The sequence below is a fragment of the bacterium genome, from assembly GCA_026129405.1.
Classification (GTDB): Bacteria; Desulfobacterota; Binatia; order DP-6; family DP-6; genus JAHCID01.
The window spans coordinates 79,347-103,134 of record JAHCID010000003.1 but is presented as its reverse complement, the minus strand read 5'-3'; the positions used below and the strand labels follow the sequence as shown (position 1 = coordinate 103,134).

The 23,788-nt window shown below is 75.1% G+C and carries 24 protein-coding genes, 1 tRNA gene, 1 pseudogene and 1 other annotated feature; of the genes and pseudogenes, 17 read left to right on the top strand and 9 right to left on the bottom strand.

All coding sequences use genetic code 11. The features are described from left to right. Positions 1-2: 2 nt before the first annotated feature. The 4 genes from nadC to KIT14_12955 all read right to left on the bottom strand — a co-directional run bounded on the left by nadC (position 3) and on the right by KIT14_12955 (position 7,123). Positions 3-857, bottom strand: coding sequence for a carboxylating nicotinate-nucleotide diphosphorylase (gene nadC / locus KIT14_12970; GenBank protein ID MCW5891445.1), 855 nt, complete (start codon positions 855-857; stop codon positions 3-5). Beyond that, positions 854-3,493 carry a valine--tRNA ligase gene (gene valS, locus KIT14_12965; GenBank protein MCW5891444.1) on the bottom strand — a complete coding sequence of 880 codons (2,640 nt, stop codon included), beginning with the start codon at positions 3,491-3,493 and terminating at the stop codon, positions 854-856. The genes nadC and valS overlap by 4 nt, the downstream gene beginning before the upstream one ends. 64 nt (positions 3,494-3,557) lie before the next feature. Then, on the bottom strand, positions 3,558-5,630 hold the full coding sequence (locus tag KIT14_12960) for a TonB-dependent receptor (protein MCW5891443.1): 2,073 nt from the start codon (positions 5,628-5,630) through the stop codon (positions 3,558-3,560). Next, the gene (locus KIT14_12955; GenBank protein MCW5891442.1) at positions 5,627-7,123 is read right to left on the bottom strand and encodes a sorbosone dehydrogenase family protein; all 1,497 of its coding nucleotides are present in this window, start codon (positions 7,121-7,123) and stop codon (positions 5,627-5,629) included. Before KIT14_12955 ends, KIT14_12960 begins: the two co-directional genes overlap by 4 nt. 88 nt (positions 7,124-7,211) lie before the next feature. Here KIT14_12955 and KIT14_12950 point away from each other — a divergent pair, with 88 nt between their 5' ends. The 5 genes and pseudogenes from KIT14_12950 to KIT14_12930 all read left to right on the top strand — a co-directional run bounded on the left by KIT14_12950 (position 7,212) and on the right by KIT14_12930 (position 10,648). After that, positions 7,212-7,961 (top strand): MerR family transcriptional regulator, encoded by a 750-nt coding sequence (locus KIT14_12950; GenBank protein MCW5891441.1) that lies wholly within the window; start codon positions 7,212-7,214, stop codon positions 7,959-7,961. Next, on the top strand, positions 7,952-8,662 hold the full coding sequence (locus tag KIT14_12945) for a class I SAM-dependent methyltransferase (protein MCW5891440.1): 711 nt from the start codon (positions 7,952-7,954) through the stop codon (positions 8,660-8,662). Before KIT14_12950 ends, KIT14_12945 begins: the two co-directional genes overlap by 10 nt. A gap of 387 nt (positions 8,663-9,049) precedes the next feature. Next, the gene (locus KIT14_12940; protein MCW5891439.1) at positions 9,050-9,649 is read left to right on the top strand and encodes a chorismate-binding protein; all 600 of its coding nucleotides are present in this window, start codon (positions 9,050-9,052) and stop codon (positions 9,647-9,649) included. Between the two features lie 70 nt (positions 9,650-9,719). Continuing rightward, a pseudogene (locus tag KIT14_12935) lies at positions 9,720-9,926 on the top strand (chorismate-binding protein). Continuing rightward, positions 9,923-10,648 (top strand): hypothetical protein, encoded by a 726-nt coding sequence (locus KIT14_12930; protein ID MCW5891438.1) that lies wholly within the window; start codon positions 9,923-9,925, stop codon positions 10,646-10,648. The pseudogene KIT14_12935 and the gene KIT14_12930 overlap by 4 nt, the downstream one beginning before the upstream one ends. On the opposite strand, the gene KIT14_12925 is transcribed toward KIT14_12930, so the two are convergent. Beyond that, positions 10,637-10,951 (bottom strand): hypothetical protein, encoded by a 315-nt coding sequence (locus tag KIT14_12925; GenBank protein ID MCW5891437.1) that lies wholly within the window; start codon positions 10,949-10,951, stop codon positions 10,637-10,639. The genes KIT14_12930 and KIT14_12925 overlap by 12 nt on opposite strands. 281 nt (positions 10,952-11,232) lie before the next feature. Between KIT14_12925 and KIT14_12920 the strand changes: the two genes are divergently transcribed. From KIT14_12920 to KIT14_12880, 9 genes are all read left to right on the top strand, one after another. Then, on the top strand, positions 11,233-11,697 hold the full coding sequence (locus KIT14_12920) for a hypothetical protein (GenBank protein ID MCW5891436.1): 465 nt from the start codon (positions 11,233-11,235) through the stop codon (positions 11,695-11,697). Further along, complete coding sequence (gene menH, locus KIT14_12915) at positions 11,694-12,488, top strand: 2-succinyl-6-hydroxy-2,4-cyclohexadiene-1-carboxylate synthase (GenBank protein MCW5891435.1); 795 nt, start codon at positions 11,694-11,696, stop codon at positions 12,486-12,488. The genes KIT14_12920 and menH overlap by 4 nt, the downstream gene beginning before the upstream one ends. 19 nt (positions 12,489-12,507) lie before the next feature. Beyond that, positions 12,508-13,338, top strand: a complete 831-nt coding sequence (gene menB / locus KIT14_12910) for a 1,4-dihydroxy-2-naphthoyl-CoA synthase (protein ID MCW5891434.1) — start codon at positions 12,508-12,510, stop codon at positions 13,336-13,338. Continuing rightward, complete coding sequence (locus KIT14_12905; protein ID MCW5891433.1) at positions 13,335-13,583, top strand: hypothetical protein; 249 nt, start codon at positions 13,335-13,337, stop codon at positions 13,581-13,583. Before menB ends, KIT14_12905 begins: the two co-directional genes overlap by 4 nt. Further along, positions 13,580-14,464: a prenyltransferase gene (locus KIT14_12900; protein ID MCW5891432.1), complete on the top strand. Its 885-nt coding sequence runs from the start codon at positions 13,580-13,582 to the stop codon at positions 14,462-14,464. Before KIT14_12905 ends, KIT14_12900 begins: the two co-directional genes overlap by 4 nt. Before the next feature lie 514 nt (positions 14,465-14,978). Beyond that, positions 14,979-15,293: a hypothetical protein gene (locus KIT14_12895; protein ID MCW5891431.1), complete on the top strand. Its 315-nt coding sequence runs from the start codon at positions 14,979-14,981 to the stop codon at positions 15,291-15,293. Further along, positions 15,290-15,640, top strand: coding sequence for an AMP-binding protein (locus tag KIT14_12890; GenBank protein ID MCW5891430.1), 351 nt, complete (start codon positions 15,290-15,292; stop codon positions 15,638-15,640). Before KIT14_12895 ends, KIT14_12890 begins: the two co-directional genes overlap by 4 nt. Positions 15,641-15,805: 165 nt before the next feature. Beyond that, entirely contained in the window at positions 15,806-16,684 is an 879-nt protein-coding gene (locus tag KIT14_12885) for an AMP-binding protein (GenBank protein ID MCW5891429.1), read from the top strand. A 153-nt stretch (positions 16,685-16,837) separates the two neighbouring features. Beyond that, positions 16,838-17,134 carry a hypothetical protein gene (locus tag KIT14_12880; GenBank protein ID MCW5891428.1) on the top strand — a complete coding sequence of 99 codons (297 nt, stop codon included), beginning with the start codon at positions 16,838-16,840 and terminating at the stop codon, positions 17,132-17,134. A gap of 10 nt (positions 17,135-17,144) precedes the next feature. Here the strand turns inward: KIT14_12880 and KIT14_12875 are convergent, their stop codons facing one another. Next, complete coding sequence (locus tag KIT14_12875) at positions 17,145-17,513, bottom strand: DUF423 domain-containing protein (protein MCW5891427.1); 369 nt, start codon at positions 17,511-17,513, stop codon at positions 17,145-17,147. 189 nt (positions 17,514-17,702) lie between these two features. On the opposite strand from KIT14_12875, the gene KIT14_12870 reads away from it, so the two are divergent. The 3 genes from KIT14_12870 to KIT14_12860 all read left to right on the top strand — a co-directional run bounded on the left by KIT14_12870 (position 17,703) and on the right by KIT14_12860 (position 20,266). Beyond that, on the top strand, positions 17,703-18,707 hold the full coding sequence (locus KIT14_12870; GenBank protein ID MCW5891426.1) for an aldo/keto reductase: 1,005 nt from the start codon (positions 17,703-17,705) through the stop codon (positions 18,705-18,707). Continuing rightward, positions 18,704-19,918, top strand: a complete 1,215-nt coding sequence (locus KIT14_12865) for a metallophosphoesterase (GenBank protein MCW5891425.1) — start codon at positions 18,704-18,706, stop codon at positions 19,916-19,918. The genes KIT14_12870 and KIT14_12865 overlap by 4 nt, the downstream gene beginning before the upstream one ends. Before the next feature lie 263 nt (positions 19,919-20,181). Then, positions 20,182-20,266, top strand: a tRNA-Leu gene (locus KIT14_12860). A gap of 37 nt (positions 20,267-20,303) precedes the next feature. On the opposite strand, the gene KIT14_12855 is transcribed toward KIT14_12860, so the two are convergent. From KIT14_12855 to KIT14_12845, 3 genes are all read right to left on the bottom strand, one after another. Next, the gene (locus KIT14_12855) at positions 20,304-21,575 is read right to left on the bottom strand and encodes a tyrosine-type recombinase/integrase (protein ID MCW5891424.1); all 1,272 of its coding nucleotides are present in this window, start codon (positions 21,573-21,575) and stop codon (positions 20,304-20,306) included. Positions 21,576-21,819: 244 nt separating this feature from the next. After that, positions 21,820-23,048, bottom strand: a protein-coding gene (locus KIT14_12850; protein ID MCW5891423.1) for an IS3 family transposase whose coding sequence is annotated in 2 segments (ribosomal slippage) — positions 21,820-22,760 and positions 22,760-23,048 — 1,230 coding nt in all. Because the reading frame shifts where the segments join, the coding sequence is not laid out codon by codon here. After that, positions 22,654-22,770 (bottom strand) — a sequence feature (AL1L pseudoknot). (Overlaps the previous gene by 117 nt.) A gap of 12 nt (positions 23,049-23,060) precedes the next feature. After that, positions 23,061-23,351, bottom strand: coding sequence for an SAP domain-containing protein (locus tag KIT14_12845; GenBank protein MCW5891422.1), 291 nt, complete (start codon positions 23,349-23,351; stop codon positions 23,061-23,063). Positions 23,352-23,788 lie beyond the last annotated feature (437 nt).

Below are 23,788 nucleotides of genomic sequence, written 5' to 3'. Positions count from 1 at the left end.
GCTCAGCGCGCCGGCGTGAGCTTGAGGCTGAGGTCGCACGCCCCCGCGGAGTGCGTGAGCGCGCCCATCGCGACGTACTGCACGCCGGCGGCGGCGACCGCCGGGAGATCGTCGAGCCCGATGCCGCCCGACGCCTCCAGCGGCACGCGGCCCGCGACGCGGGCGACCGCGTCGCGCATCTGCGCCGGCGACATGTTGTCGAGCAGGATGAGGTCGGGGTTCGCCGCCGCCGCACGCTCGACCTCGGCCAGCGTGCGGCACTCGACCTCGAGCGGCAGCCCCGGGAAGTCGCGCCGCGCCGCCGTCACCGCCGCGGCGAAGTCGCCGCCGCCGAGCGACAGGTGGTTGTCCTTCACCAGGATCGCGTCGTCGAGCGCCAGGCGATGGTTGGTGCCGCCGCCGGCGCGCACGGCGTACTTCGCCAGCACGCGCATGCCCGGGACGGTCTTGCGCGTGTCGCGGATCACGAGGCCGGTGCCGACGACGCGCTGGACGCAGGCGCGCGTCAGCGTGGCGATGCCGCAGAGGTGCTGCACGAGGTTCAGCGCCAGCCGCTCGCCGGCGAGGAGCGTGCGCGCCGCACCGCCGACGCCGGCGACGACCGATCCCGCCGCTACCGCCTGCCCCTCGGCCGCGATCACCGTCACGCTGGCGCCGCCGAGCCGGGCGAACACGCGCTCCAGCAGCGGCAGGCCGCAGACCACGAGCTCCTGCTTCGCGAGCAGCCGGCCGTGCGCCCGGGCCGACGCGGGCACGGTCGCCTCCGAGGTGTGATCGCCGCCGCCCACGTCCTCCGCGATCGCGAGCTCGAGGAGCCGTGCGACGAGCGGATGGTCGAAGACGGGGTCCGCGCTCATGCGTCGGCCGGAGCGGGTGCGAACGCCGCGTCCGCAACGCGGAACTCGCCGTCCGCGAGGTCGGGCGCGGTCTCCAGGAGGTGGCCGGCGACGCGGGCCGCCGCGAGCACGTCGCCCAGCACGGGCTCGAGGCGCGTGCGCGTCGCCGCGTCGACGGCGAGCGTCATCTGCGTGACCGCACGGCCGGTCGACACGCCGCCCTCCGACTTCGCCTTGTTGATCGCCGCGTAGCAGGCGACGGCGGCGTCGAAGCAGGCCGGGTCCTCCGACGACGCGACGCCCGCCAGCTCCGCCGCGGACGGCCAGCCCGCACGGTGGATCGTCGGCGCGCCGTGGTCCTCGGCGAAGGCCCACGACCACACTTCCTCGGTGATGTACGGCAGCGCCGGCGCGAACAGGCGGAGCAGCACCGACAGCCCGAGCCGCAGCGCCGCCAGCGCCGACCCCTGCTCGGCGCCGGCGTCGCGCGCGCGGCCCTTCACCAGCTCGAGGTAGGTGTCGGTGAAGTCGCGCCAGAAGAACGCCTCGGTGTCCTGCAGCGCGTGGGCGTAGTCGAAGCGCTCGTAGTGCGCGGTCACCTGCTCCACCAGGCGTGCGAGCCGGTGGACGAAGGCGCGGTCGAGCGGCGCCGTGATCGGCGCCACCGGGCCGGCCTGCCCGAGCACGAACTTGCCGGCGTTGAAGAGCTTCGTCACCAGGCGCTTGCCGACCTTGAACACCTTGTCGTCGAACGCGGTGTCGGTGCCGAGGCGCGCCGACGCCGCCCAGTAGCGCACGCCGTCGGCGCCGTAGTCGTCGAGGAGGTGCATCGGCGTCACCACGTTGCCCTTCGACTTCGACATCTTCTTGCGGTCCGGATCGAGGATCCATCCCGACACGACCACGTGGTGCCACGGGATGGTGTCCTCGTGCAGGAGCGCCTTGGCGATGGTGTAGAACGCCCACGTGCGGATGATCTCGTGGCTCTGCGGGCGGATGTCGGCGGGAAAGAGCTGCGCGTGGCGCGCCGCATCCGCCGGCCAGTGCGAGCTGATCTGCGGCGTCAGCGAGCTGGTGAACCAGGTGTCGAAGACGTCCGGGTCGGCGACGAAGCCGCCGGGTGCGCCCCGCTGCGCTTCGCTGTAGCCCGCCGGGACGTCGGTGGTCGGGTCGCAGGGCATCTGCGCGGCGTCGGCGCAGATGGCCGCGTCGTGCTGCGGGCGCCCGTCCGCGTCGAGCGGATACCAGACCGGGATCGGCACGCCGAAGAAGCGCTGGCGGCTGACGCACCAGTCGGCGTTCAGGTTCTCCGTCCAGTTGCGGAAGCGCAGCCGCATGAAGTCGGGATGCCAGCGCACGACGTCGCCCTTGGCGATCAGCGCGTCCTTCTGGCGCAGGAGACGCACGAACCACTGGCGCGTGGTCACGAACTCGAGCGGGCGGTCGCCCTTCTCGTAGTACTTGACGCTGTGCTCGAGCGGCTTCGGCTCCTCGCGCAGCGGCGGCCCACCGCCCGGCGTCGCGGCGTTGGCGGCGTCGCGCAGCTGCTCTACGATCTTCTGGCGCGCCCCGTTCATCGCCTTACCGGTGATCTCGGCGTAGGCGGCGTTGGCGCGCTCCGGGTCGCGGCTCTCCCAGCCCTCGCTGCCGAACTCGACCGGCACGAGACGGCCGTTGCGGCCGATGATCTGGCGCAGCTGGAGCCGCTGCTCGCGCCACCACTGCACGTCGGTGGCGTCGCCGAAGGTGCACACCATGAGGATGCCGGTGCCCTTCTCGGGATCCGCGAGCTCGCTCGGGAAGATCGGCACCGGCACGCGGAAGATCGGGGTGAGCGCGTGCTTGCCGAAGAGGTGCTCGTAGCGCGCGTCGTCCGGGTGCGCGGTCACGCCGACGCAGGCGGGCAGCAGCTCGGGGCGCGTGGTGGCGATGACGAAGTGCTCGGAGCTGCCGTCGACGCCGAAGGCCACGTGGTGGAAGGCGCCGCGTGTCGGCCGGTCTTCCACCTCGGCCTGCGCCACCGCGGTCTGGAAGTCGACGTCCCACATGGTTGGCGCTTCGAGGCTGTAGACGTGGCCCTTGTCCCAGAGGTCGCGGAAGGAGAGCTGGGCCGTGCGCCGGCAGTGCGCATCGATGGTCGAGTATTCGAGCGACCAGTCGACCGACAGCCCGAGCCGCGTCCACAGCGCCTTGAACGCCTCCTCGTCCTCGCGCGTGAGGACGAGGCAATGGCCGATGAAGTCGGGCCGCGAGACCAGCGCCGGCGCCTCCTTCGCGTTCCCCGGCGGCGGCACGTCGGGCACGCCGCGCGACGGCACGCTCGGGTCGCAGCGGATGTTGTAGAAGTTCTGCACCCGCCGCTCCGTGGGCAGGCCGTTGTCGTCCCACCCCATCGGATAGAAGACGTTGCGGCCGCGCATGCGCTGGTAGCGCGCCAGGCAGTCGGCGTGCGTGTAGCTGAAGACGTGACCGACGTGCAGCGAGCCCGAGACGGTGGGCGGCGGCGTGTCGACGACGAAGGTTTCGTCGCGGCCCCGGGCCGGATCCCAGGCGTAGGTGCGCAGGCGATCCCACGCCGCGTGCCAGCGTCGCTCCGCCTCGGCGGCGTCGAAGTGCTTCGGAAGCGTCGCGGGATCGATGGCGCGGACCGTGGACATGATCCGCCCGGATGTAGCAGAGCCGCCACGGGCGGCGAAACCACGCCCGCCGCGCCAGACGACCTCAGAACCGCGCCCGCAGCCCGCCATGTGCGAGCAGCGGCATGCCGATGGTCTCGAGGCCGTCGGCCGAGCGGCCGACGAGATACGTGCGGTCGAGCGCGTTGTCGACCGCGACGAAGGCCTCGAAGCGCCCGAAGCGCCAGCCGAGCCGCACGTCCATGGTGGCGTAGCCGCCGAGCGGCAACGTGTTGCCGTCGTCCTCGTACTGGAGGCCGCCGTAGCGCACCTGCACCGCCGCCTGCAGGCCGCGCGCCGGCGCCCAGCGCAGCCCCGTGCTGCCCTCGAGCTGCGGCACCTGGGCCGGCCGCCTGCCGTCGAGCCCCGGCGCCGGACCGCCGTCGACGATCACGGCGTCGGCGTAGAGGCCGCCCAGGGTGAGGTGCAGCTCGCGCCACAGCGCGACCTCGCCCTCGGCCTCGACGCCGCGTACGCGGCTGCGGCCGAGGTTCATGCGCTGGCGGCAGACGCCGCCCGCCGGCACGAAGCCGCACGGGACGACGTCGCCGGGGCCACGGCCGACGGTGACGTTCGCGATCGGGTCGTCGACGACGCTCCAGTACGCCGTCACCACGCCGCTCCAGCGCGCGCCGAGCCGCTCGACGCCGACCTCGCCGCCGGTCAGCACCTCGGGGTCGAGGTCCGGGTTCGGCTCGGTGACGTCGTTGCGCACGCGGAAGCCGCGCACCAGCTCGTTCACCGTCGGCGCGCGCCAGCCGCGCGACGCGCCGCCGCGCAGCGCCCAGCCGTCGTCGAGCGTCCAGCGCACGAGGAGGCTCGGGCTCGCGAGCACGGCGTGGCGCGACGGCAGCGCATCGTCGCGCAGCGCCGCGCCGGCGGTGAGGTCGCGCTCGCGGCGAAAGCCGTTCGCCGTCCGCCAGCCGTCGAGTCGCAGGCCGAGCGTCGCCGCGAGACGCGGGTGCAGGGCCGCCGTGCCCTGCGCCCAGGCGCCGGCGAACAGCTCCTCGCTGCCGGCCGCGCGCCGGCGGGTGAAGCGGCCGTCGACGAAGCGGCCGTCCTCGTTGCTGGCGCCGTCGATCCAGTAGACGTCGGTGCCGGCGCCGATCGCGTGCGGCCCGGCGGCGCCCCACCACGTGGCGGCGGCGCCGGCGGCGCTGCTCGGCACGTCGAACTGGTCCGACGCCGGCTGCTCGCTGCGGCGATCCGCGCCCTGGCTCGAGAACGTGCTCGCGAAACGGCCGAGCTTGCCGAACGCCTGCACCGCCCCGTCGCCGCCGAAGGCGCGCCAGCGCACGCCCGCCGCGACGTCGGCGGCGCGGCTGTCGTTGCCGGTGAGCGGGGTGCCGTTGTCGCGCGTCTCGTCGAACAGGTTGGCGCGGGCGTGGAACCGCGCGCCCTCGGGCGGCGTCCACTCGGCGCGCGTGTCGAGCACGCCGCGGGCGGAGCCGGCCGGTACGTCGATGGCGCCGCGCTGATCCGCCCGCACGATCGGCCATCCGCCGGTCGCGAGCCAGCCGCCGCCGACGCCGAGCCCGACGCTCCCCTGCCGATCCGTCGCCCAGCCGTCGGCGCGCACCGTGTCGTGCGTGCCGCCCTCGACCACCGCGCCGCCCGCACGCGACTCGGGCCTGGCGGTGACGAGCGAGACGACGCCGCCCATGGCGAGGTTGCCCCACGGCGCCGCCGCCGGGCCGCGGATCACGTCGATGCGCTCGAGGCCCTCGAGCGACACGCGGTTCCACGGCACCCAGCCCCCGAACGGGTCGTTCAGCGGGACGCCGTCGAGGAGGACCAGCGTGCGGCTGGTGCCGCTCGCCCCGAGCCCGCGCAGCGACACGCCCTGCGAGGTCGGATTCGCCACCAGGCTCGACTGGCGCCGGAAGAGCTGGAAGCCGGGCACCGGGAGGAGCGCATCGTCGACCGTGAGCACCGGCGCGGCGTCGAGCGTCGCGCGGTCGAGGACCCGGACGCTCGCGCCGGGCGCGGTGCCGGGCGGCAGGCGATCGGCCTCGACCACGAGCTCGGGGAGCGCCGCCCCCTCGCCGGGCTGCGCGACGGCCGTCGCCGCGCCGAGGAGCAGCACGGCCGCCAGCGCGGCGCGCGCGAGCGCTCTCACGGGTACTGCGTCAGCACGTGCACCGCGAGCGCGCGCCGCTCGGCGGCCGGGCGATCGACGGCGGGCATCGGCGGCGTCGGCGCGGCGAAGAACTCGACCAGCCGGTCGACCGTCCAGCGCGCGCGCAGGTGCGCGAGCGGGATCAGCGCCGTCCCCCTCGCGCCCGCCGCCGGGTGACAAGTGGCGCAGCCGAGGTCACGGAAGAGGGTCGTCCCGCGCTCCGCCAGCGCCGTCCGCTCCGCCGCGGGCAGCGCCTCGAGACCCGCGTCGGGCGGCGGCGCCGCGGCCGGCGCAGCCGGCGCCGGCGCCGCGGCCGCGTCCCCGTACGCGACCCGCCAGATCGCGCCGGCATAGTCGTCCGACACGTAGAGCGCGCCGTCCGCTCCCTCGGCGACGTCGACCGGGCGGCCGATGACGTCCTCGTCGGCGAGGAAGCCCCACAGGAAGTCGCGCTCGGCGATGCTGCCGTCGTCCTGCCAGTGCAGCGAGACGACCTTGTAGCCGTCCTTGCGCGTGCGGTTCCACGAGCCGTGCAGCGCGGCGAGCGCGGCGTGACGATACGCCGCGGGCAGCCCGTCGCCGCGCACGAAGGTCATGCCGAGCGGCGCGTTGTGGGCGCGGAAGTCGTGCGCGGGCGGAATCGACGCCGCGATGCGCGCCTCCTCGCCCCGGCCGTAGTCCGGATCCGGCACGCGGGCGCCGTTGGCGTAGGGCCAGCCGTAGAAGCCGCCGGCGCGCACCTGGTTCAGCTCGCAGGGCGGGAAGTCGTCGCCGAGGAGGTCGCGGCCATTGTCGGTCGCCCACAGCTGCCGCGTCTGCGGGTGCCAGTCGAAGCCGACCGCGTTGCGCAGGCCGGATGCGAAGATCTCCTCGCCGCTGCCGTCGAGCCGGTAGCGCACGATCGCCGCGCGCCGCGGATCCTGCTCGACGCACACGTTGCAGGACGATCCGATCGAGACGTAGAGCCAGCCGTCCGGGCCGACGCCGATGGTGCGCGTCCAGTGGTTGCCGCCCGCCGGCAGGCCGGTGACGACGCGCTCGAACGCGCCGCTCGTGGCGCGGGTCGCGGCGTCGAAGCGAATGCGGCCGACGGCGCCCGTCTCGGCGACCCAGAGCCAGCCGTCGTGGAGCGCGAGGCCGTGCGGGCGATCGAGACCCTCGAGCACGACGCGGCGCCCGTCGGCGCGGCCGTCGCCGTCGGCGTCGCGCTCGAGCAGCGTCACCTGGCCGCGGCGCGGCTGGCTGACGAGGAGATCGCCCGTCTCGGTGACGCGGAGCAGGCGCGCGTTCGGCACCTCGTCGGCCCACAGCGCGACCGAGAACCCGGGCGGGACCTGCAGGCGGCGGCGCACCACCGCCTCGCTGGGCGCCTCGATGCCGCCGCCCCACAGGAGGTTCGCGACCGGAACGTTCATCGCGTAGCGCTCAGGCAGCAGCGCGCAGCCGACGCCTACCGCGAGCCCGAGCGCGCCGAGGACGAGGAGGCGCGACATGCGTCGCCGACCATAGCACGGCCCCCGCCGGGCGTCGCCCCGGCAGCGCGTTTGACTCGTCATGAGTGAACACTCATAGAGTCGTCACGTGGACTACCGAGTCGAGGCGCTGGCCCGGGCCGCGGGCATCAGCGTCGACACCATCCGCTTCTACCAGGCGCAGCGCCTCCTCCCGCCGCCCCGGCGCGTCGGGCGTCACGCGGTCTACGGCGAGAGCCATCTGAAGCGCCTGCGGCGCATCAAGCAGCTCCAGGCCGACGGCGTCCCGCTCGCCGTGATCCGCCGCATGCTCGAGCCCGGCGCCGCCCGTACCGCCGCCGCCCTGCGGCGGGCGCTCGGCGAGCAGCGCGGCACGCGCACCATGACCCGCGGCGAGCTCGCCGCCGAAGCGGGCGTGCCCGAGGCCCTCGTCACCGCGGTCGAGAACGCGGGCATCGTCGAGCCCGTATCCGCCGGCGGCCGCGCCCCCTACTCGGAGGTCGACGTCGAGCTGGCCCGCAACGCGCTACGCCTCCTCGACGAAGGCTTGCCGCTCGCCGAGCTCCTCGGGCTCGCCATCCGCCAATCCGAGAACGCGCGCGAGGTGGTCGACCGTGCCATCGAGCTCTTCGACGAGCACGTCCGCCGCGGCCGCGACGGCGCCGAGCGCGACCCCGACGAGGTGGTCGACGCCTTCCGCCGCCTCCTGCCGGCGGTGACGGCGCTGGTCGCCCACCACTTCCACCGCACCCTGGTGGCCCGCGCGTTCGCCCGCCTCGAAGCGCGCGGCGACGCGCACGGCCTGCGCCACGCCCTGCGGGCGACGATGGAAGGCCGCCTGGAGGTGGCGTGGCGCTAGGCGCCGACCCGCTCCCGCCGCCGGAGCACAAGGCCGCGCACGTGCGCGCGATGTTCGACCGCATCGCGCCGCGCTACGATCGCCTGAACGCCGTCCTCACCTGGGGCCTCGACCGCGGCTGGCGGCGCCGCGCGCTGGCCGCGGCCGCGGTGCGGCGCGGCGCGACGTCAGGTCGACGTCGCCTGCGCACCGGCGACCTTCGCCGCGCTCGGGCTGCTGTCAGTGGCGCACGCAGCGTCGGCGCGACTTTTCAGCTGGCATGCTGGCCCGCGCCCGCACCCGCGGCGTGCGCCGCGCTGGTCCGCGGCGACGCCGCGCGGCTCCCGCTCGCCACGGGCGTCGCCGCCGCGGTCACCTGCGGCTTCGCGCTGCGCAACTTCGCCGCCATCCCGCCGGTGCTCGCCGAGGCCGCCCGCGTCCTGCGCCCCGGCGGCCGGCTCGTCGTGCTCGAGGTCGCGACGCCGCCGCACGCGCTGCCGCGCCTCGTCCACCGTCTCTACTTCGACCGTCTCGTACCGTGGATCGGCGCGCTGCTCGCCGAGCGTGCGGCCTACGCCTACCTGCCGCGCTCCGCCGCGTACCTGCCGCCGCCCCCGACGCTGCGCCATCTCGTGCGCGACGCGGGCTTCGTCGGCGTCACCGTGGAGTCGCTCGGCTTCGGCGCGGTGCAGCTGCTGCGCGCCGTACGGGCCGACGCGTGAGCCTCGCCGCCCGCAGCGCCGCCACCCCGCCGCTCGCCGGTGCCAGCGCCGCGCTGCCCGACGACGTCGACCCGCTGCGGCTCTTCGCAGCCCACCCGCGCGCGCCGCGGATGTTCTTCGCCCAGCCCGCCGCCGACCGCGATCTGCCGCAAAGCCGTCGGCGCCGCCGTCGCGTTGGAGCCGCGGCCGGTCCGCGCCGCCGCCACCTCGCCGCCCAGGCGCCGCGCGACGCCGCTGCCCGACGACGCCCTGTGGTCGGTGGCCACGCCTGCCGACGCGGCGCCCACCGGCGCCTGGCGCGGCTTTCCCGCCGCCGCCCTCACGGTTGCGCCGCCCCGTGCGGCGCCGGCACGACGCGCCTCGTGGCCCTCGCCGAGACGCCCGGACATGGCCCGGGCCCTGCTCGCCGAGGCGCAGCCGGCCCTCGCCGCACCGGTGCCGCCGGCGACGGCGGCGCGACAGTGGCGCATCGCCGCCGCCGCCGCGCCGGCCGTCTGGCGACGGCGTGTCGCCCGTACCCTCGTCGACGTCGCCGCCGGCCGGCTCGAGAAGCTCGTCCTCGCCCGCGCCGTCAGCGTCACCGCCGACGCGCCCCTCGTCCCACTGCGCGTCCTCGCGCGCCTGCGGGCCGCGCATCCCGAGTGTACGACGTTCGGCGTCGCCCACGGCGGGACGTGGTTCGTCGGCGCGACGCCCGAGCGCCTCGCGCGCGTATACCGGGGCCGCATCGAGACCGCGGCCGTCGCCGGCACCGCCGCCCGCGGCGCCGCGCCGGCCGCGCTCCTCGCCAGCACGAAGGAGCGGGCCGAGCACGCCTTCGTGGTCGACGCGCTCCGCGCGCGCCTGGCGCCCCTCACCCGCGACCTCGCCGGGCCTGCGGAGCCCATGGTCGTCGCCGCCGGCGAGGCGCAGCACCTGCGCACGCCGCTTTCCGGGACGCTGCGGCCGGGCCGCGGTCTGTTTCGAGGCAGGCCGCGCTGCACCTGACGCCCGCCGTCTGCGGCGTGCCTGACGCGAAGCCGCGCGCGGAGGTTTCGCGGTCCGCGAGCGGCTCGCGCGCGGCTGGTACGCCGGCGGCGTCGGCTGGCTCGACGCGTCGGGCGACGGCGAGACGGTCGTGCCGCTGCGCTGCGCGCTCCTCCGCGGCCGCCGGGCGACGCTCTATGCCGGCGCGGGCATCGTCGCCGGCTCCGACCCCGAGGCCGAGCTCGAGGAGACGCGCCTCAAGCTGCGCCCGCTGCTGGCGGCGCTCGTGGAGCCATGACGAGCGCGGCCCACGTCGACGACGCCGACCCGAGCTGCGCCGGCGCGACCGTGCTGGTCGACGAGCTCGCCCGCGCCGGCGTGCGCGATGCGGTGGTCGCGCCGGGCAGCCGCTCGGCGCCGCTGGCGCTGGCGTGCGGCGCGCATCCCGGGCTGCGCGTCTGGTCGCACGTCGACGAGCGCGCCGCGGGCTTCTTCGCGCTCGGGCTCGCCCGCGCGACGCGCCGGCCGGTGCTCGTGTGCTGCACGTCGGGCACGGCCGCGGCGAATCTCCTGCCTGCGGTGGTCGAGGCGTTCCACGCCGGGGTGCCGCTCGTCGTGTGCACCGCCGACCGTCCGCCCGAGCTGCGCGACGCCGCCGCGCCGCAGACGATCGACCAGGTACGCCTCTTCGGCACGCACGTGCGCTGGTTCTTCGAGCTGGGCCCGCTCGACGCGACGGCGGTCCATCTTGTGGTTTACGCTCGCACTGTCGCCGCGTCGTTGCCGCTGGTGGGACGTCCGGCTGCACCGTCCGATCGAACTCCCTACGGAGCCGCTCCTCGCAGACGCCCGGCGCCCGCTCGCCGCGCCTGTCGCCGCCGCGCCCTGCGCCGCCCGCGGCCGCGGCGTGACGGCCCGTGGACGCGCATCGCGCCGCTGCCCGATCCGCCCGATCCTGGCGCCGTCGACGGCGCCGCCGCTGGCGCTCGCCGGCGCGCCGCCCGCCTGTCACGTCGCTGACCGCTCGACGACGCCGATCCGGCGCTGCCCGCCACGGTCGCCGCGCTCGCCGCCGCGCTCGGCGCGCCCGTCCTCGCCGAGGCCGCCTCGAACCTGCGCCGTCCGCCGCTCGCACCGCATGTCGTCGACGCGCACGACGTCATCCTCCGTGACCGCCGCCTCGCCGGCGAGGTCGACGCCATCGTGCGTCTCGGGCTGCCGCCGACGCCGCCGCTCGCCTGGCTCGCGCAGCGCGACGACGTCGCGCACCTGCTGCTCGACGCCAGCGGGGCGTGGCCGGAGCCGGCCGGCGTCGTGTCGCACGTCCTCCGCGGCGCCTTCTGGCGGCGAGCTGTCGGTGGGCTCGCGACGCGGCTGCCCGGGCGCCATGTCGATCCCCGCCTGCCGGAACGCGCGAGGGCGCGCTGGCGCCGCCGCCGGGCGCAGCAAGCGTTCGGAGCGTCGCCGGCGCGCCGCCTTTCGAGGCCCATGCCGTCGCGGCCCTGGCGGCGGCGCTGCCGGCCGAGGCGCAGCTCTACGCCGGCAACAGCCTGGCGATCCGCGCGCTCGACTGGTTCTGGCCCGCCGACGCGCCGCCCGTACGCGTGCTCGCGAACCGCGGCGCCAACGGCATCGACGGCTTCGTCTCCTCGGTGCTCGGCGCCGCCGCGGCCGCCGGCGTGCCGACCGTCGGCCTGTGCGGCGATCTGACCTTCCTCCACGACCTCGGCGGGCTCCTCGCGGTGCGCCGGCACGGCGTGCGCGCCGTCTTCGTCGTGCTCGACAACGACGGCGGCGGCATCTTCGATCACCTCCCCGTCGCCGCCGCCGCCGGCCGCTACGAGGAGCTCTTCGTGACCCCGCACGGTCTCGACCTGGCACCCGCCGTCGCCATGTACGGCGCGCGCTTCGTGCCCATCGACGATCCGGCCGGGCTCGCGCCTGCGCTGCACGCCGCGCTCGGCGCGCCGCAGACGACCGTGCTGGCGCTGCGCATCGCCCGCGCCGCGAGCCTCGCCGCACACCGCGCCGCCTGGACGGCGGCGCTCGACGCCCTCGAGACCGGATGAGGCTGCACGTCGAGACGGCCGGGCACGGGCCGGCGCTGGTCCTGCTGCACGGCTTCACCGGCAACGCCGGCACCTGGCTGCCGCTGCTGCCCGTGCTCGCCGAGCACTTCCGCGTGCTCGCGGTCGATCTGCCGGGCCACCGCTACTCACCGCCGCCGGACGGCATGCGCCTGCCCGAGCTGGCGGATGCGCTGGTCGGCATCCTCGATCGCCTCGGCATCGCCCGCGCACACTGGCTCGGCTACTCGATGGGCGGCCGCGCCGCGCTCCACGTCGCGCTCGCGCGACCGGGGCGCGTCGAGCGGCTCATCCTCGAGTCGGCGTCGCCGGGCATCGCCGACGCGACGGCCCGCACCCTGCGCGCCGTCGCCGACGACGCCCTCGCCGCGACGCTGCTGCGCGACGGCCTGCCCGCGTTCGTCGACGCCTGGGCCGCGCAGCCCCTGTTCGCGACCCAGGCGCGCCTGCCGGGCGGCGTCCGCGAGCGCGAGCGTGCCGTGCGTCTCGGCAACGGCGCCACCGGCCTCGCCGCCGCGCTGCGTGCCTTCGGGCCGGGCGTGCAGGCGCCGCTCTGGGACGAGCTCGCGCACCTGCGCCCGCCGACGCTGCTCGTCGTGGGCGCGGACGACCCGCCCTACCGTGTCCTCGCCGCGCGCATGGCTGCGCGCCTGCCGGACGCCGAGACCGTCGTCGTACCCGACGCCGGGCACGCCACCCATCTCGAGAACCCCGTCGCCTTCGCGGCGGCCACCATCGATTTCCTGCGCCGGCGCGCGCCGCGTCCGGCCTGACCCGAGAAGGAGCCCCTCCATGTCGTTCAGCTGGACGTCCGCCCGCCCCTTCGAAGACATCCGCTACGAGCGCGGCGACGGCGACGCGCGCGGCATCGCCAAGATCACGATCGCCCGTCCCGAGGTCCGCAACGCGTTCCGGCCGCGCACGCTGCACGAGCTGGCGGAGGCCTTCACCATCGCGCGCGAGGACGCGAAGGTCGGTGTCGTCGTCTTGACCGGCCAGGGCACGGAGGCGTTCTGTGCCGGCGGCGACCAGCGCATCCGCGGCCACGCCGGCTACGTCGACGACGCCGGCGTGCCGCGCCTGAACGTCCTCGACCTGCAGCGCCAGATCCGCACGCTGCCGAAGCCGGTGGTCGCCATGGTGGCCGGCTACGCCGTCGGCGGCGGCCACGTGCTGCACGTCGTCTGCGACCTCACGATCGCGGCCGACAACGCCGTCTTCGGGCAGACGGGTCCGCGCGTGGGCAGCTTCGACGGCGGCTTCGGCGCCGGCTTCCTCGCCCGCATCGTCGGCCACAAGAAGGCGCGCGAGATCTGGCTCCTCTGTCGCCGCTACGACGCGCAGCAGGCGCTCGAGATGGGGCTCGTCAACACCGTCGTGCCGCTGGCGCGGCTCGAGGCGGAGACCGTCGCATGGTGCCGCGAGATGCTGGCGCTGAGCCCGCTCGCGCTGCGCTGCCTCAAGGCGGCGTTCAACGCCGACACCGACGGGCTCGCCGGCGTGCAGGAGCTCGCCGGCAACGCGACGCTGCTCTACTACATGTCCGAGGAGGCGCAGGAGGGCCGCAACGCCTTCCTCGAGAAGCGCGCGCCCGACTTCGAGCGCTTCCCGCGCCTGCCGTGACCGGCGCGGACGCGGCAGGCGGGGCGCCGGCGGCGCGCCCGCCCGCCCAGGTCTGGCTGCTGGCGATCCGCCCGCGCACGCTGCCGGCGGCGGTGGTCCCCGTCGTCGTCGGCACGGCGCTGGCGGCCCGCGCCGGTGGCGCCGATCCGCTGCTCGCCGTCGCCTGCCTGGCGACGGCGCTGCTGCTCCAGATCGGCATCAACCTGGTGAACGATCGAAGTGACGCTGCCGCGGCGCCGATTTGACCTCGACCGCCCTGGTTCACGCTCCCGCGTCACCCAGGCGGCTGGCGTTTGGCGGTCGTCCTGCCGCCGGCCTCGGCGTGCTCGCGCTCGCCGCGGCGATCGGGCTGCCGCTCGCGCTGCAACTCGGCACGCCGGCGCTGGTGGCCGGCGCCGCCGCCCTCGTCGCCGCGGTGGCGTACACGGCGGGACCGTTCCCGCTCGCCTATCATGGGCTCGGCGAGGCGTTCGTCTTCGCGTTCTTCGGACCGGTGGCGGTGATCGGCACGGCCTGGGTGCAGCAGTCGAGGCTCGCGCTCGCCGCCTCGCTGCCCGTCGGCCTCCTCGCCACCGCGATCCTTCTCGTCAACAACGTGCGCGATCTCGACGGCGACCGGCGCGCGCGCAAGCGTACGCTGGCGGTGCGCCTCGGCCGCCCGGCGGCGCGGGCGCTCTATGGCGCCGCCCTCGCCCTCGCCTTCGCAGCGCCGGCCGGGCTCGCCGCCGGTCTCGGCACGCTGGCGCTGCTGCTCGCCCAAGCTCGCGGCCCGCTGGCGCCGGCGCCGCTGCGCGCGGTGCTGCGCGCCGTCGATTTGCTCGACCCTGAACGCCGCGCCGCTGCGACCGCCTGCCTGCACCTCGCGTTCGGTCTCCTCCGCCGTGGCCTCTGCGTTGACGATCCGGCGGCTCGAGCTGGCGGCGGCACGCCGTGCCGCTGCGCACGCCACTGGCGACCCGCGGCGGACCGATCACGGCGCGAGGGTCGTCGTCTTCCTCCACGCGGCCGACGGCAGCGTCGGCCCCGGCGAGGCCTGGCCGCACCGCCAGGCGCGAACCTCGCTGGCGGCGCTCGGCCGCAGGCCAGGCTGCGCGGCGCCGCGACCCGCCCGTCGGCGCCAGCCTGATCGCCTCGCCGAGCTGGCCGTGTCGCGCCCAGAGCAGACGATCTGGTGCTGCGGTCGGCTCCTGATGATAAAAGCACGATCTGCCGGTCGCCGTCGCCGGTTGCGTCGTTGAGCTGGCGTCGCATGGCGCGCGGCGGACGATGGTCGCGGCAGAGCGCGCTGCTCGACGGCGCCACGCTCGGCGCGCTCGCCGCCGCCGCCGCACGCCCGCTGCCGCCAAGGTGAAGGTCGGTCCGGACTGCCGACGCGGCGGCGCGCCCTGCCGCGGTGCGCGCCGCCGCGTTCGGCGCGGCGCAGGCGCGACGCCAACGGCCGCTGGCCGGGCGCGCGCGCGGCGGCAGCCGCCGCCCGCCTGGCGGCGGCCCGCCTCGCAAGCTCGAGCAGCCCGCGCCCCCGGGCGACGACGCCGCGCTCGCGGCCTGCCGACGCGCCGGCGTGCGCATCGGCGCCGACGAGATGGTGGTCGGGCCGGCAGCAGGGCGCCAGCCGCGGCGTAGAAGCCGCGGACGTCGTCGTGCTGAAGTTTCGTGCAGGTCGGCGGCCCGGCCCGCGCTTGCCGACGGCGGCGGCGGCCCGCCGCCTCGGCCTCGCGACCACGGTGACGACCGCGCTCGACGGCTCGATCGCCACCGCCGCAGCACTCCATCTCGCCGCCGCCCTGGCCGACGCGCCGCCGCCCTGCGGGCTCGCGACCACGGCGCTCCTCGCCGGCGACCTCGTGCGCACGCCGCTCCGTCCCCATCCCACCATGGCGCTGCCGCCGGGGCCCGGCCTGGGCGAGCTCGACGCCGGCGCGCTGGCACGCTGGCGCGTCGTCGAGGCCGCGTGACCGTTCCCGACTGGCTCCACGCCCAGGCGCGCGTCCGCGGCGACCATGCCGCGCTCGTCCTCGCCGACGGCACGCGGGTCGACTACGCGGCGCTCGAGCGCCGGGCGGCGGGGCTCGCCCATCACCTGCGCGCGCTCGGCGCTGCGCCCGGCGTGCTGGTGGTGCGGTCGCTGCGCAACGGCGGTGGCGTCGGTCACCGCGGTCCGCGGCTGCGCGCACGTGCGCTGCTCGTCCTCTGCGATCCGCGCTGGACGGACGCCGAGATGGCGCAGCGCCTGCGCGATGTCGGCGCACGCGTCCTCGTCGCCCTCGGGCTGAGCGCCACGCCCGCCGCCTGGCGCGCCTGACCCGACGTTGCGGGCGCGCCGCCGGCGCCCACGCCGCCGGCGCTGGTCCTCGACCGGCCGCACACCGTCGTCTTCACGTCGGGCACGAGTGGCAACCCGAAGCCGATCGTCCTCACGGCCGCGAACCACCTGTGGAGCGCGGTCGGCAACGCCGCCCGCCTCGGCATGACGCCGGACGAGCGCTGGCTCGCCTGCCTGCCTCTCTGGCACGTCGGCGGCCTCGCGGTCGTCCTGCGCAGCGTCCTCGCCGGCAGCACCGTGCTCCTCCACGACGGCTTCGACGTCGAGACCGTCGCGCGCAGCTTCCGCGAGCATGCGCCGACGCGCATCTCGCTGGTGCCGACCGCGCTCGCCCGCCTGCGCGAGGTGGCGCCGCCGCCGTCGCTGGGTGATGCGCTGATCTGGCGGCGCCGTGCCCCGCCTGCGCTGCTGCGCGAGCGGCGCGGCTGGCCGCTGGCGCCGACGTACGGCTGCACCGAGGCGGCGTCGCAGATCGCGACCGCGGCGCCCGGCGATCCGCGCGCGCTCGACGGCTCGGCAGGTCTGCCGCTGCTGCCGACACGGGTGCGCATCGTCCGCGCCGACGGCACGCCGGCGGCGCCCGACGAAGACGGCGAGATCCACGTCCAAGGGCCGACCGTGAGCGCCGGGCGTCTCGGCGCCGACGGCGCGATCCTTCCCGTGACCGCGGCCGACGGCTGGCTGCGCACGCAGGATCTCGGTCGCCTCGGCGTCGACGGTCGCCTGCACGTCCTCGGCCGGCGCGACGACGTCATCGTCACCGGCGGCGAGAACGTCGCACCGGCGGAGGTCGAAGCCGCGCTCGCGGGCGTGGCCGGCGTCGCGGAGGTCACCGTCGCGGCGGTGCCCGACGCCGAATGGGGGCAGGCCGTCGCGGCCTGGGTGGTTCCCGTGGCGGGCGCGACGCCGACGCTCGAGACGCTGCGCGCCGCCGCGCGCGGCGGGCTGGCGGCGCACAAGCTGCCGCGTCGGCTCTTCCTCGTTGACGGCACGCAGCCGGCGGCGCGGGTGCGGCGCATATGATCGCGCGCTGGCAGCCGGCGCCTGTCGATGCGGTCGCTGCCGCGCCCGCGTGGTGTCGCGGGCGCAACGCGCCGCACCCCGTGTATGTTGCCGTATCGCGCATCCGCCAGTGCCCTGGCCTGTCGCGGCGCGCACCCTGCCGATATTGCCGACATGGACCCCGTCGCCGCCGCCGAGCTCGTGCGACAGGCGACCGCGCTGCGCGTGCGCGCCGTCGACGCGGTCGCGCGCACGGCGCCGGTCGACGCCCGCGTCGCCGCCGATGCGCCGCCGTCGCGCCCGGACCCGACGCCCTCGCTCACCGGCCAGGCGCCGCCGCCGATCCAGGACCTGGCCCCGGACCTCGGCCGCCTCGATCTTGTCCACGCCCGCCTCTACGGCCGCGCCGGAACCATGCTCCTGCGCGCCGACCGCGCGCTCAGCCGCCACCTGCTCGACGCCTTCGCCTGACGGCCCGGTTTCAGCCGCGCAGCGCGACCCAGGCGAGCACCAGCCACGCGGCGAGGAACGAGAGGCCGCCGAGCGGCGTCACCGCGCCGAGCCAGCGCTGTCCGCTCAGCACGAGCACGTAGAGGCTGCCCGAGAAGAGCACGGTGCCGGCGACGAACAGCCAGCCCGCGAGCGTGACACCGGTCCCCCACCAGCGCGTCATCGCCCACGCCACCGCGAACAGCCCGAGGGCGTGGTACATCTGGTAGCGTACGCCGGTCTCGAAGATCGCGAGGTCCTCGGGCGTGAGCCGCGCGCGCAGCGCATGCGCGCCGAACGCGCCCGCGGCGACGGCGAGCCCCGCCAGGATCGCGCCGAGCGCGACGAAGGTGCGTTCCATCAGGTCGTCCCCTCCTCCAGCCACCGCCGGCGGCGCGCTCGGCTCATGCGGGCCCGATCTCTAGCACGTGCGCGGCGGCCGGGGCGACGCCGCACCGTCGTGCGACGCCGCCCCGGCGGCGGCAACAGCCGGCCGCACGCGGCGTTTCCTGCTCGCCCCCCGCGAGGACCCCGGCTATACCTCGAAGGAATGCGCATCCGCCCCCTCGGCCGCACCGGGCTGCGCGTCTCGGAGCTCTGCCTCGGCACGATGACGTTCGGGGTGGCGGGCTGGGGCTGCGACGAGGCGACGGCCCTGCGCATGGTGGGCCGCTTCCTCGACGCCGGCGGCAACTTCATCGACACCGCCGACCTCTACGCCGGCACGGTCTCCGAGGAGATCACCGGCCGCGCCGTCGCCGGCAAGCGCACGCAGGTGGTGCTCGCCACCAAGTGCACGCTGCCGACCGGCCCGGGGCCCAACGACCGCGGCGCCTCGCGCAAGCACATCCGCGAGGCCTGCGACGCGAGTCTCCGCCGCCTCCGCACCGACTACGTCGACCTCTACCAGATCCACGCCGAGGATCCGTGGACGCCGCTCGAGGAGACCGTCGCCGCGCTCCATGACCTCGTGCGCGCGGGCAAGGTGCTCTACGTCGGGGCGTCGAACTACCGCGCCTATCGCCTCATGAAGGCGCTCGCGATCGCCGATCGCCACGGCTGGAGCCGCTACGTGTCGCTCCAGCCGCACTACAACCTGCTGGTACGTGCGATCGAGCGCGAGCACTTCGCGCTCTGCCGCGAGGAGGGCGTGGGGATCATCACCTGGAGCCCGCTCGCCGCCGGCATGCTCACCGGCAAGGTCGCGCGCGGCGAGCGGCCCGCGGGCACGCGCCTCGGCGACCGCGACATGGAGTTCTACGCCGACTACCTGAGCGAGCGCGCGCACGACGTCGTCGACGTGCTGCGCGCGTGCGCCGCCGAGCTCGGCTGCACGCCGGCGCAGCTCGCCATCGCCTGGCAGCTCGCGAAGCCGGAGATCACCTCGGTGATCCTCGGCGCCCGCACCGAGGCGCAGCTCGCCGACACGCTCGGCGCCGCGGACGTGGCCGTGCCGGATGCGCTCCAGGCGCGGCTCGACGCCATCGGCGCGCTCGTCCCCGAGTACCCGAGCCCCTTCCTCGACATGATCCAACGCTGGCTCGGCGCCGCATGACCTGGCTCGGCCGACTCCTCCTGCGTCGCTTCTGGTGGACGATCGCGCTCGCGGGCGCGCTCGGCGAGTGGACGCTCGTCTGCGCCCTCGTCGATCCGCCGCTCGCACCGCTCTGGCACGTCGTCGCCGTCGTCCTGCTGACGCTGCTGAACCGCGCCGCGGCCGAGGGCTACGAGCGCGAGGCGCCCGACGGCCACCTGCCGAAGCGCGCGGCGCAGGCGGTGCTCGCGACCGGCTTCGTGTCGGCGGCCGGTGCGCTGACGCTCGGCGCCGCCGCGATGGGCTGGATGGTCGTCGACCGCCTCGGCGCCCTGCCCGCCGACGCGGGCCAGCTCGCCGCCGCCGCCGCGCCGTTCCTCGGCCCGGGCTTCGCGGCGGTGGCGTGGCCGTCGGTCGCGCTCGTGATGCTGGTCGCCACCTGGGGCTACGTCGCCGGCCATCGCCGCCTGCGCGTGACGCCCCTCCTCGTGTCGCTGCCCGGGCTGCCGCCCGCGCTCGACGGTCTGCGCATCGTGCACCTGAGCGACCTGCACCTCGGCCCGCTGGCCGATCGCGCCGCGCTCGGCGACGTCGTCGCGCGTCTCGCCGAGATCGACCCCGACGTGATCGTGGTGACCGGCGACGTCGTCGACTCGAAGCGCACCGACCTCGAGGCGTGGGTGCCGGCGCTGGCGTCGATCGGTGCCCGCCACGGCGTCTACGCCATCCTCGGCAACCACGACGAGGGCGCGGGCCTCGACCGCGTCGCGGCGGCGATCGCGCGCCACACGACGTGGACCCTGCTGCGCGACACCGTCGCGCCGGTGACCCTCCACGGCGCGACGCTGTGGCTCGTCGGCCTCGAGTATCGCGACACGGCGGCGGCGTGCGCGGTGCTTCCGGAGCTGCTGGCGCAGGTGCCGGCGGGCGACGCGGCGGTGCTGCTCTGCCACCACCCCGCCATCTACGAGACGGCGGCGCGGCTCGGCGTCCCGCTGACGCTCGCCGGCCACACCCACGGCGGCCAGCTCGCCGTCCCGGGCCTGCCGCGCCTCAATCCGGCGCGCATCCTCATGACCCGCTTCGACGCCGGCACGTTCGCCCGCCACGGTACGCTGCTGCACGTGAACCGCGGCCTCGGCATCAGCGGCCAGCGCATCCGCGTCGGCGCGCCGCGCGAGATCACGGTCGTCACGCTGCTGTCGCCAAGCGCCGCCGCCGGCGCGGCCTGAAGCCCGGAGTGCCGAACGGCGGCGCGCGACGCTGCCGCCGCGCCGCGCACCCGCCGGCCGATGCCCTTCACGCGGACCACACGCGCCTCGCGGGCGGCCGGCGCGACGCGATCGCGCCGATCGTCTTCGGCGTCGGCGCCGACCGCGACGCGAGCGAAGCCTTTTCGGCTCGCCGCGGCGCACGCGCTGCGCCTCGGCATCGCCTCCGCAGGCTCCGTCCGACTTGTGCGCTCGGGACCTTGCGGCTATTTGGGTCGTCCCACGCGAAAGTGGCGGAATTGGCAGACGCGCAGGATTCAGGATCCTGTGGGCTAAACACCCGTGGGGGTTCAAGTCCCCCCTTTCGCATTCCCTAACCGAGTGTTCTTCCACAGGACGCTCAATCCTACGCGCGGAGCGCGTGACCGGAATCGGGCTCGTTGTCGTGCCCTGTCGTGCCCTCACGCTGCGTCACGGCGACTGTCGTGCCGCGTTGCTGCGCGAGGTACGCCGCCATCTTCTCCTGCGCCGCCGTCTGCACGCTGTCGCGGCGCTCGTGGTAGCGCCGGAACGTCGAAGGGTCGACGTGCCCCGTGATGCTCATGGCGGCGGCAGCGTCGATGCCCGCGGCGAGGAGGTTCGTCACCGCCGCGTGCCGGGTCGAGTGGAACGTGATGCCGTTGGTGCGCCCGTAGGCGACGGCGACGGCCTCGCAGGTCCGCTTCAGCTCAGAGGTCATGGGGCCGAGTGGCGCCCCGTCTACGTGGAACAGCTCGTCGACATCCGGCCGGCGCCGCGCCCAGGCGCGCTGCACGATCTCGAGCGCTTCCCCGTGGAGCGCCACGCGATGGTCCTTCCTGTTCTTGGTGGTCTCCCCCGGCCAGTCGATGCGCCACGGCGTCGCGTTCGTCATCACGTAGCGTTTGAGGGTGCGGCGCAGCTGCCCCTTGCGAATGCCGAGCAGGTAGCCGAGGCGGAACACGTCCGCCTTCACGTCGGCGCCGCGCTTCGCTTTGAAGTGCTGTACGATGGCCAAGCACTCGTCCTCGGCGAGATCGGTGTCGCGAGCGAACTCCGGCTGCCGCGGGAAGACCGGCACGTAGGAGAGTCCGAGCTTACTCCGCCCGAGGGTGTAGCTGCGGCGGAGGCTCGCCATCAGACGATTCACGGAGGCCCCTGAGATGGGCCGGATACGCGCCGGGTCCCGCGCGTCCCAGGTGATGATGCTGCCGTCCCGGAGCGTGCGGCTGCCGCCGTCCCAGACGAGCCCGCGGCGCTGCCACAGATCGGCGAGGTCATCGAGGTCGATGGCCTGCACCTCGGTCGTCAGCGCGTTGCCCAGTTCGTGCCGCCACGGCTCGATGCGGCCCTGCTGGATGGGACGCCCGAGGCGCCGGCAGTCGATGACGTACAGGTCGAGGATGTCGTTGATGGTGACGCCCTCGCAGTGATCCTTCTGCCGACGCTCCATGCGCGCCTGCTGGGTCTCGCCGAGCCGCGCATGCAGCTGCCGCTGGGCTTCTCTCTCGTCGCTGGTCGGCGGGTTCGTCCGTTCGCGCGTGGGCTCGCTGTCGCCGGTGCGCTTGAACTTCAGCCAGTAGATGCTCGTCGGCACGTCGCCGCGCCCCTTCGGGCGGTACGCGTAGCCCCAGCTTTTGCTGGGCGGCTTCTTCTTCATTCGCCTCTCCGTGTCTGTGGTGGGGCCATTCCCGCGACGCGATGCTCCGGGATCATGCCGTCCCTCGTCAACGATGATGGACGGCGCCGGACCTGGCGGACGGCCTCGACGGCGTCCGGGCAGTAGCGCGTGACGCCCCATGCGCATCGAGGTCGGCAAGAAGATGCACCTGCTCGTCGCGGGTCAGCACCGGCAAGTCCCCGATCGCGGGCAGTGAACCGTCCCGGGTTCGCCGGAGGCTGGGTTAGTTGACTGCGGCGGCTCCGAGAGGAGCCGCCTGTGTCTGGTCGTGCATCGCTTCGTACTCCGCCGGCGGCCGATAGCCGAGCGGGGCAAGGAGGCGACGGGTGTTGAACCAGTCCACCCACTCGAGCGTGGCGTACTCGACGGCATCGAGATTGCGCCACGGGCCGCGCCGGCGAATCACCTCGGTCTTGTAGAGGCCGATCACTGTCTCCGCGAGGGCGTTGTCGTAGCTGTCGCCGACGCTCCCGACCGACGGTTCGATGCCCGCGGTGGCGAGTCGGTCCGTGTAGCGAATCGACAAGTACTGCACGCCGCGGTCGCTGTGATGAACGAGGCCGCTACGGTGCGGCCGGCTGTAGATCGCCTGCTCCAAGGCATCGAGGGCGAGGTCCGATCGCAGGGACGACGAGGCACGCCACCCGACGATCCGGCGCGCGAAGACGTCGATCACGAAGGCGACGTAGACGAAGCCCTGCCACGTGGCGACGTAGGTGAGGTCCGCAACCCAGAGCTTGTTCGGGCCGCTCGCCGCGAAGGCACGCCGCACGCGATCCGCGGGGCGGGCGGCAACGTCGTCGGGAATGGTCGTCTTCCAGCGCCGTCCGCGCACGGCGCCGGCGAGCCCCATCGCCCGCATCAAGCGCGCCACGGTGCAGCGCGCGACGGCAATCCCGTCGCGTCGCAATTGGCGCCAGACCTTGCGCACGCCGTAGACTTGGAAGTGCGCGGTCCACACCCGGCGAATCAGATCGCGCAGCTCCACGTCGCGGCGTGCCCGCACCGAGCGTCGCTCGGGCTCCCGCTCACAGGCCTTCGCCGCGTGGTACGTCGACGGGGCGATCGGCAGCACCGCGCAGATCGGCTCGACCCCGTAGGTCGCTCGGTGGGCGTCGATGAAGGCCACCATCACTTCGGTCGGCGGTCGAGCTCCGCCTGGGCGAAATACGCCGACGCCTTGCGCAGGATCTCGTTCGCCCGGCGCAACTCGCGATTCTCCCGCTCGAGATCGCGCAGCCGGTCGCGCTCGCTCGTCGTCAGACCCGGCCGCACACCCTGATCACGCTCGGCTTGCCGCACCCACTTCCGCAGCACCTCCGCCGAACAGCCGATCTTCTCCGCGATCGACTCGATCGCCGCCCACTGCGACTCGTGCTCGGCCGCGTGCGTCAGCACGAGCCGCACCGCGCGCTCCCGCACCTCGGGGGCATACTTCGTCGCTCGTCCCATGGCTCCATCCTCTCAACATCTGGAGCCTCCGGGAAAGCCGGGACGGTTCACCTCCGGCACCGTGTAGAGGTAGAGGTGCTGATCGCCCCAGCCCTCGATCTGGTCGAGGTACAGCAGCACCTCTCCCACAGACACGTAGTCGCCCACCACGGCCTGCCGAAGACGCTCGCGCAGTTCCTCTTTCGAACCGCTGACCGGCAGTTCCCTATCGCGGAGGAACTCGCGGATGAACTCAAGCTTATGCGCGAAGAGAAGCTCAAGCGCCTGATCGACATCAGGAATAAGCTGCAGCGCGACCCCCACGCTCAGCTTTCCCCCCAGCAGCGCGCCCGAACGACCCCCTTGACGGCCCTCATCCGCCAATCCTCCTACCGCGCATCCGCCCATCCGGCGGCGGCAGTTAAAACTAGCCACGATCGACAGATCGTCAAGGGGCGACCTCCATTTGCTCCGGGGCGTAGAGCACCCGCCGATCTTCGAGGAAGGCGACGGACACGGCGGGCGGCATCGCGCCGGGGCTCCTGCGGGTTCCAGCACACGCCGAAGACAGGACAGCTCAGGCCGGAGAAGGGGCGGCGGATCGCGTCGAAGCGCAACCCGCCCGGTCAGGGCATCGCGTGCGCCCCGGCCAGCGCCGAACTGGTCCAGCGTCGGCCTCCTGTGAGGTCGGTTTCGTTGGCGGGTCCGCCTGGCGCCGGTTGATCGCTCGGAGGTGGACGACCAGCGCGAACGCCGGTAGC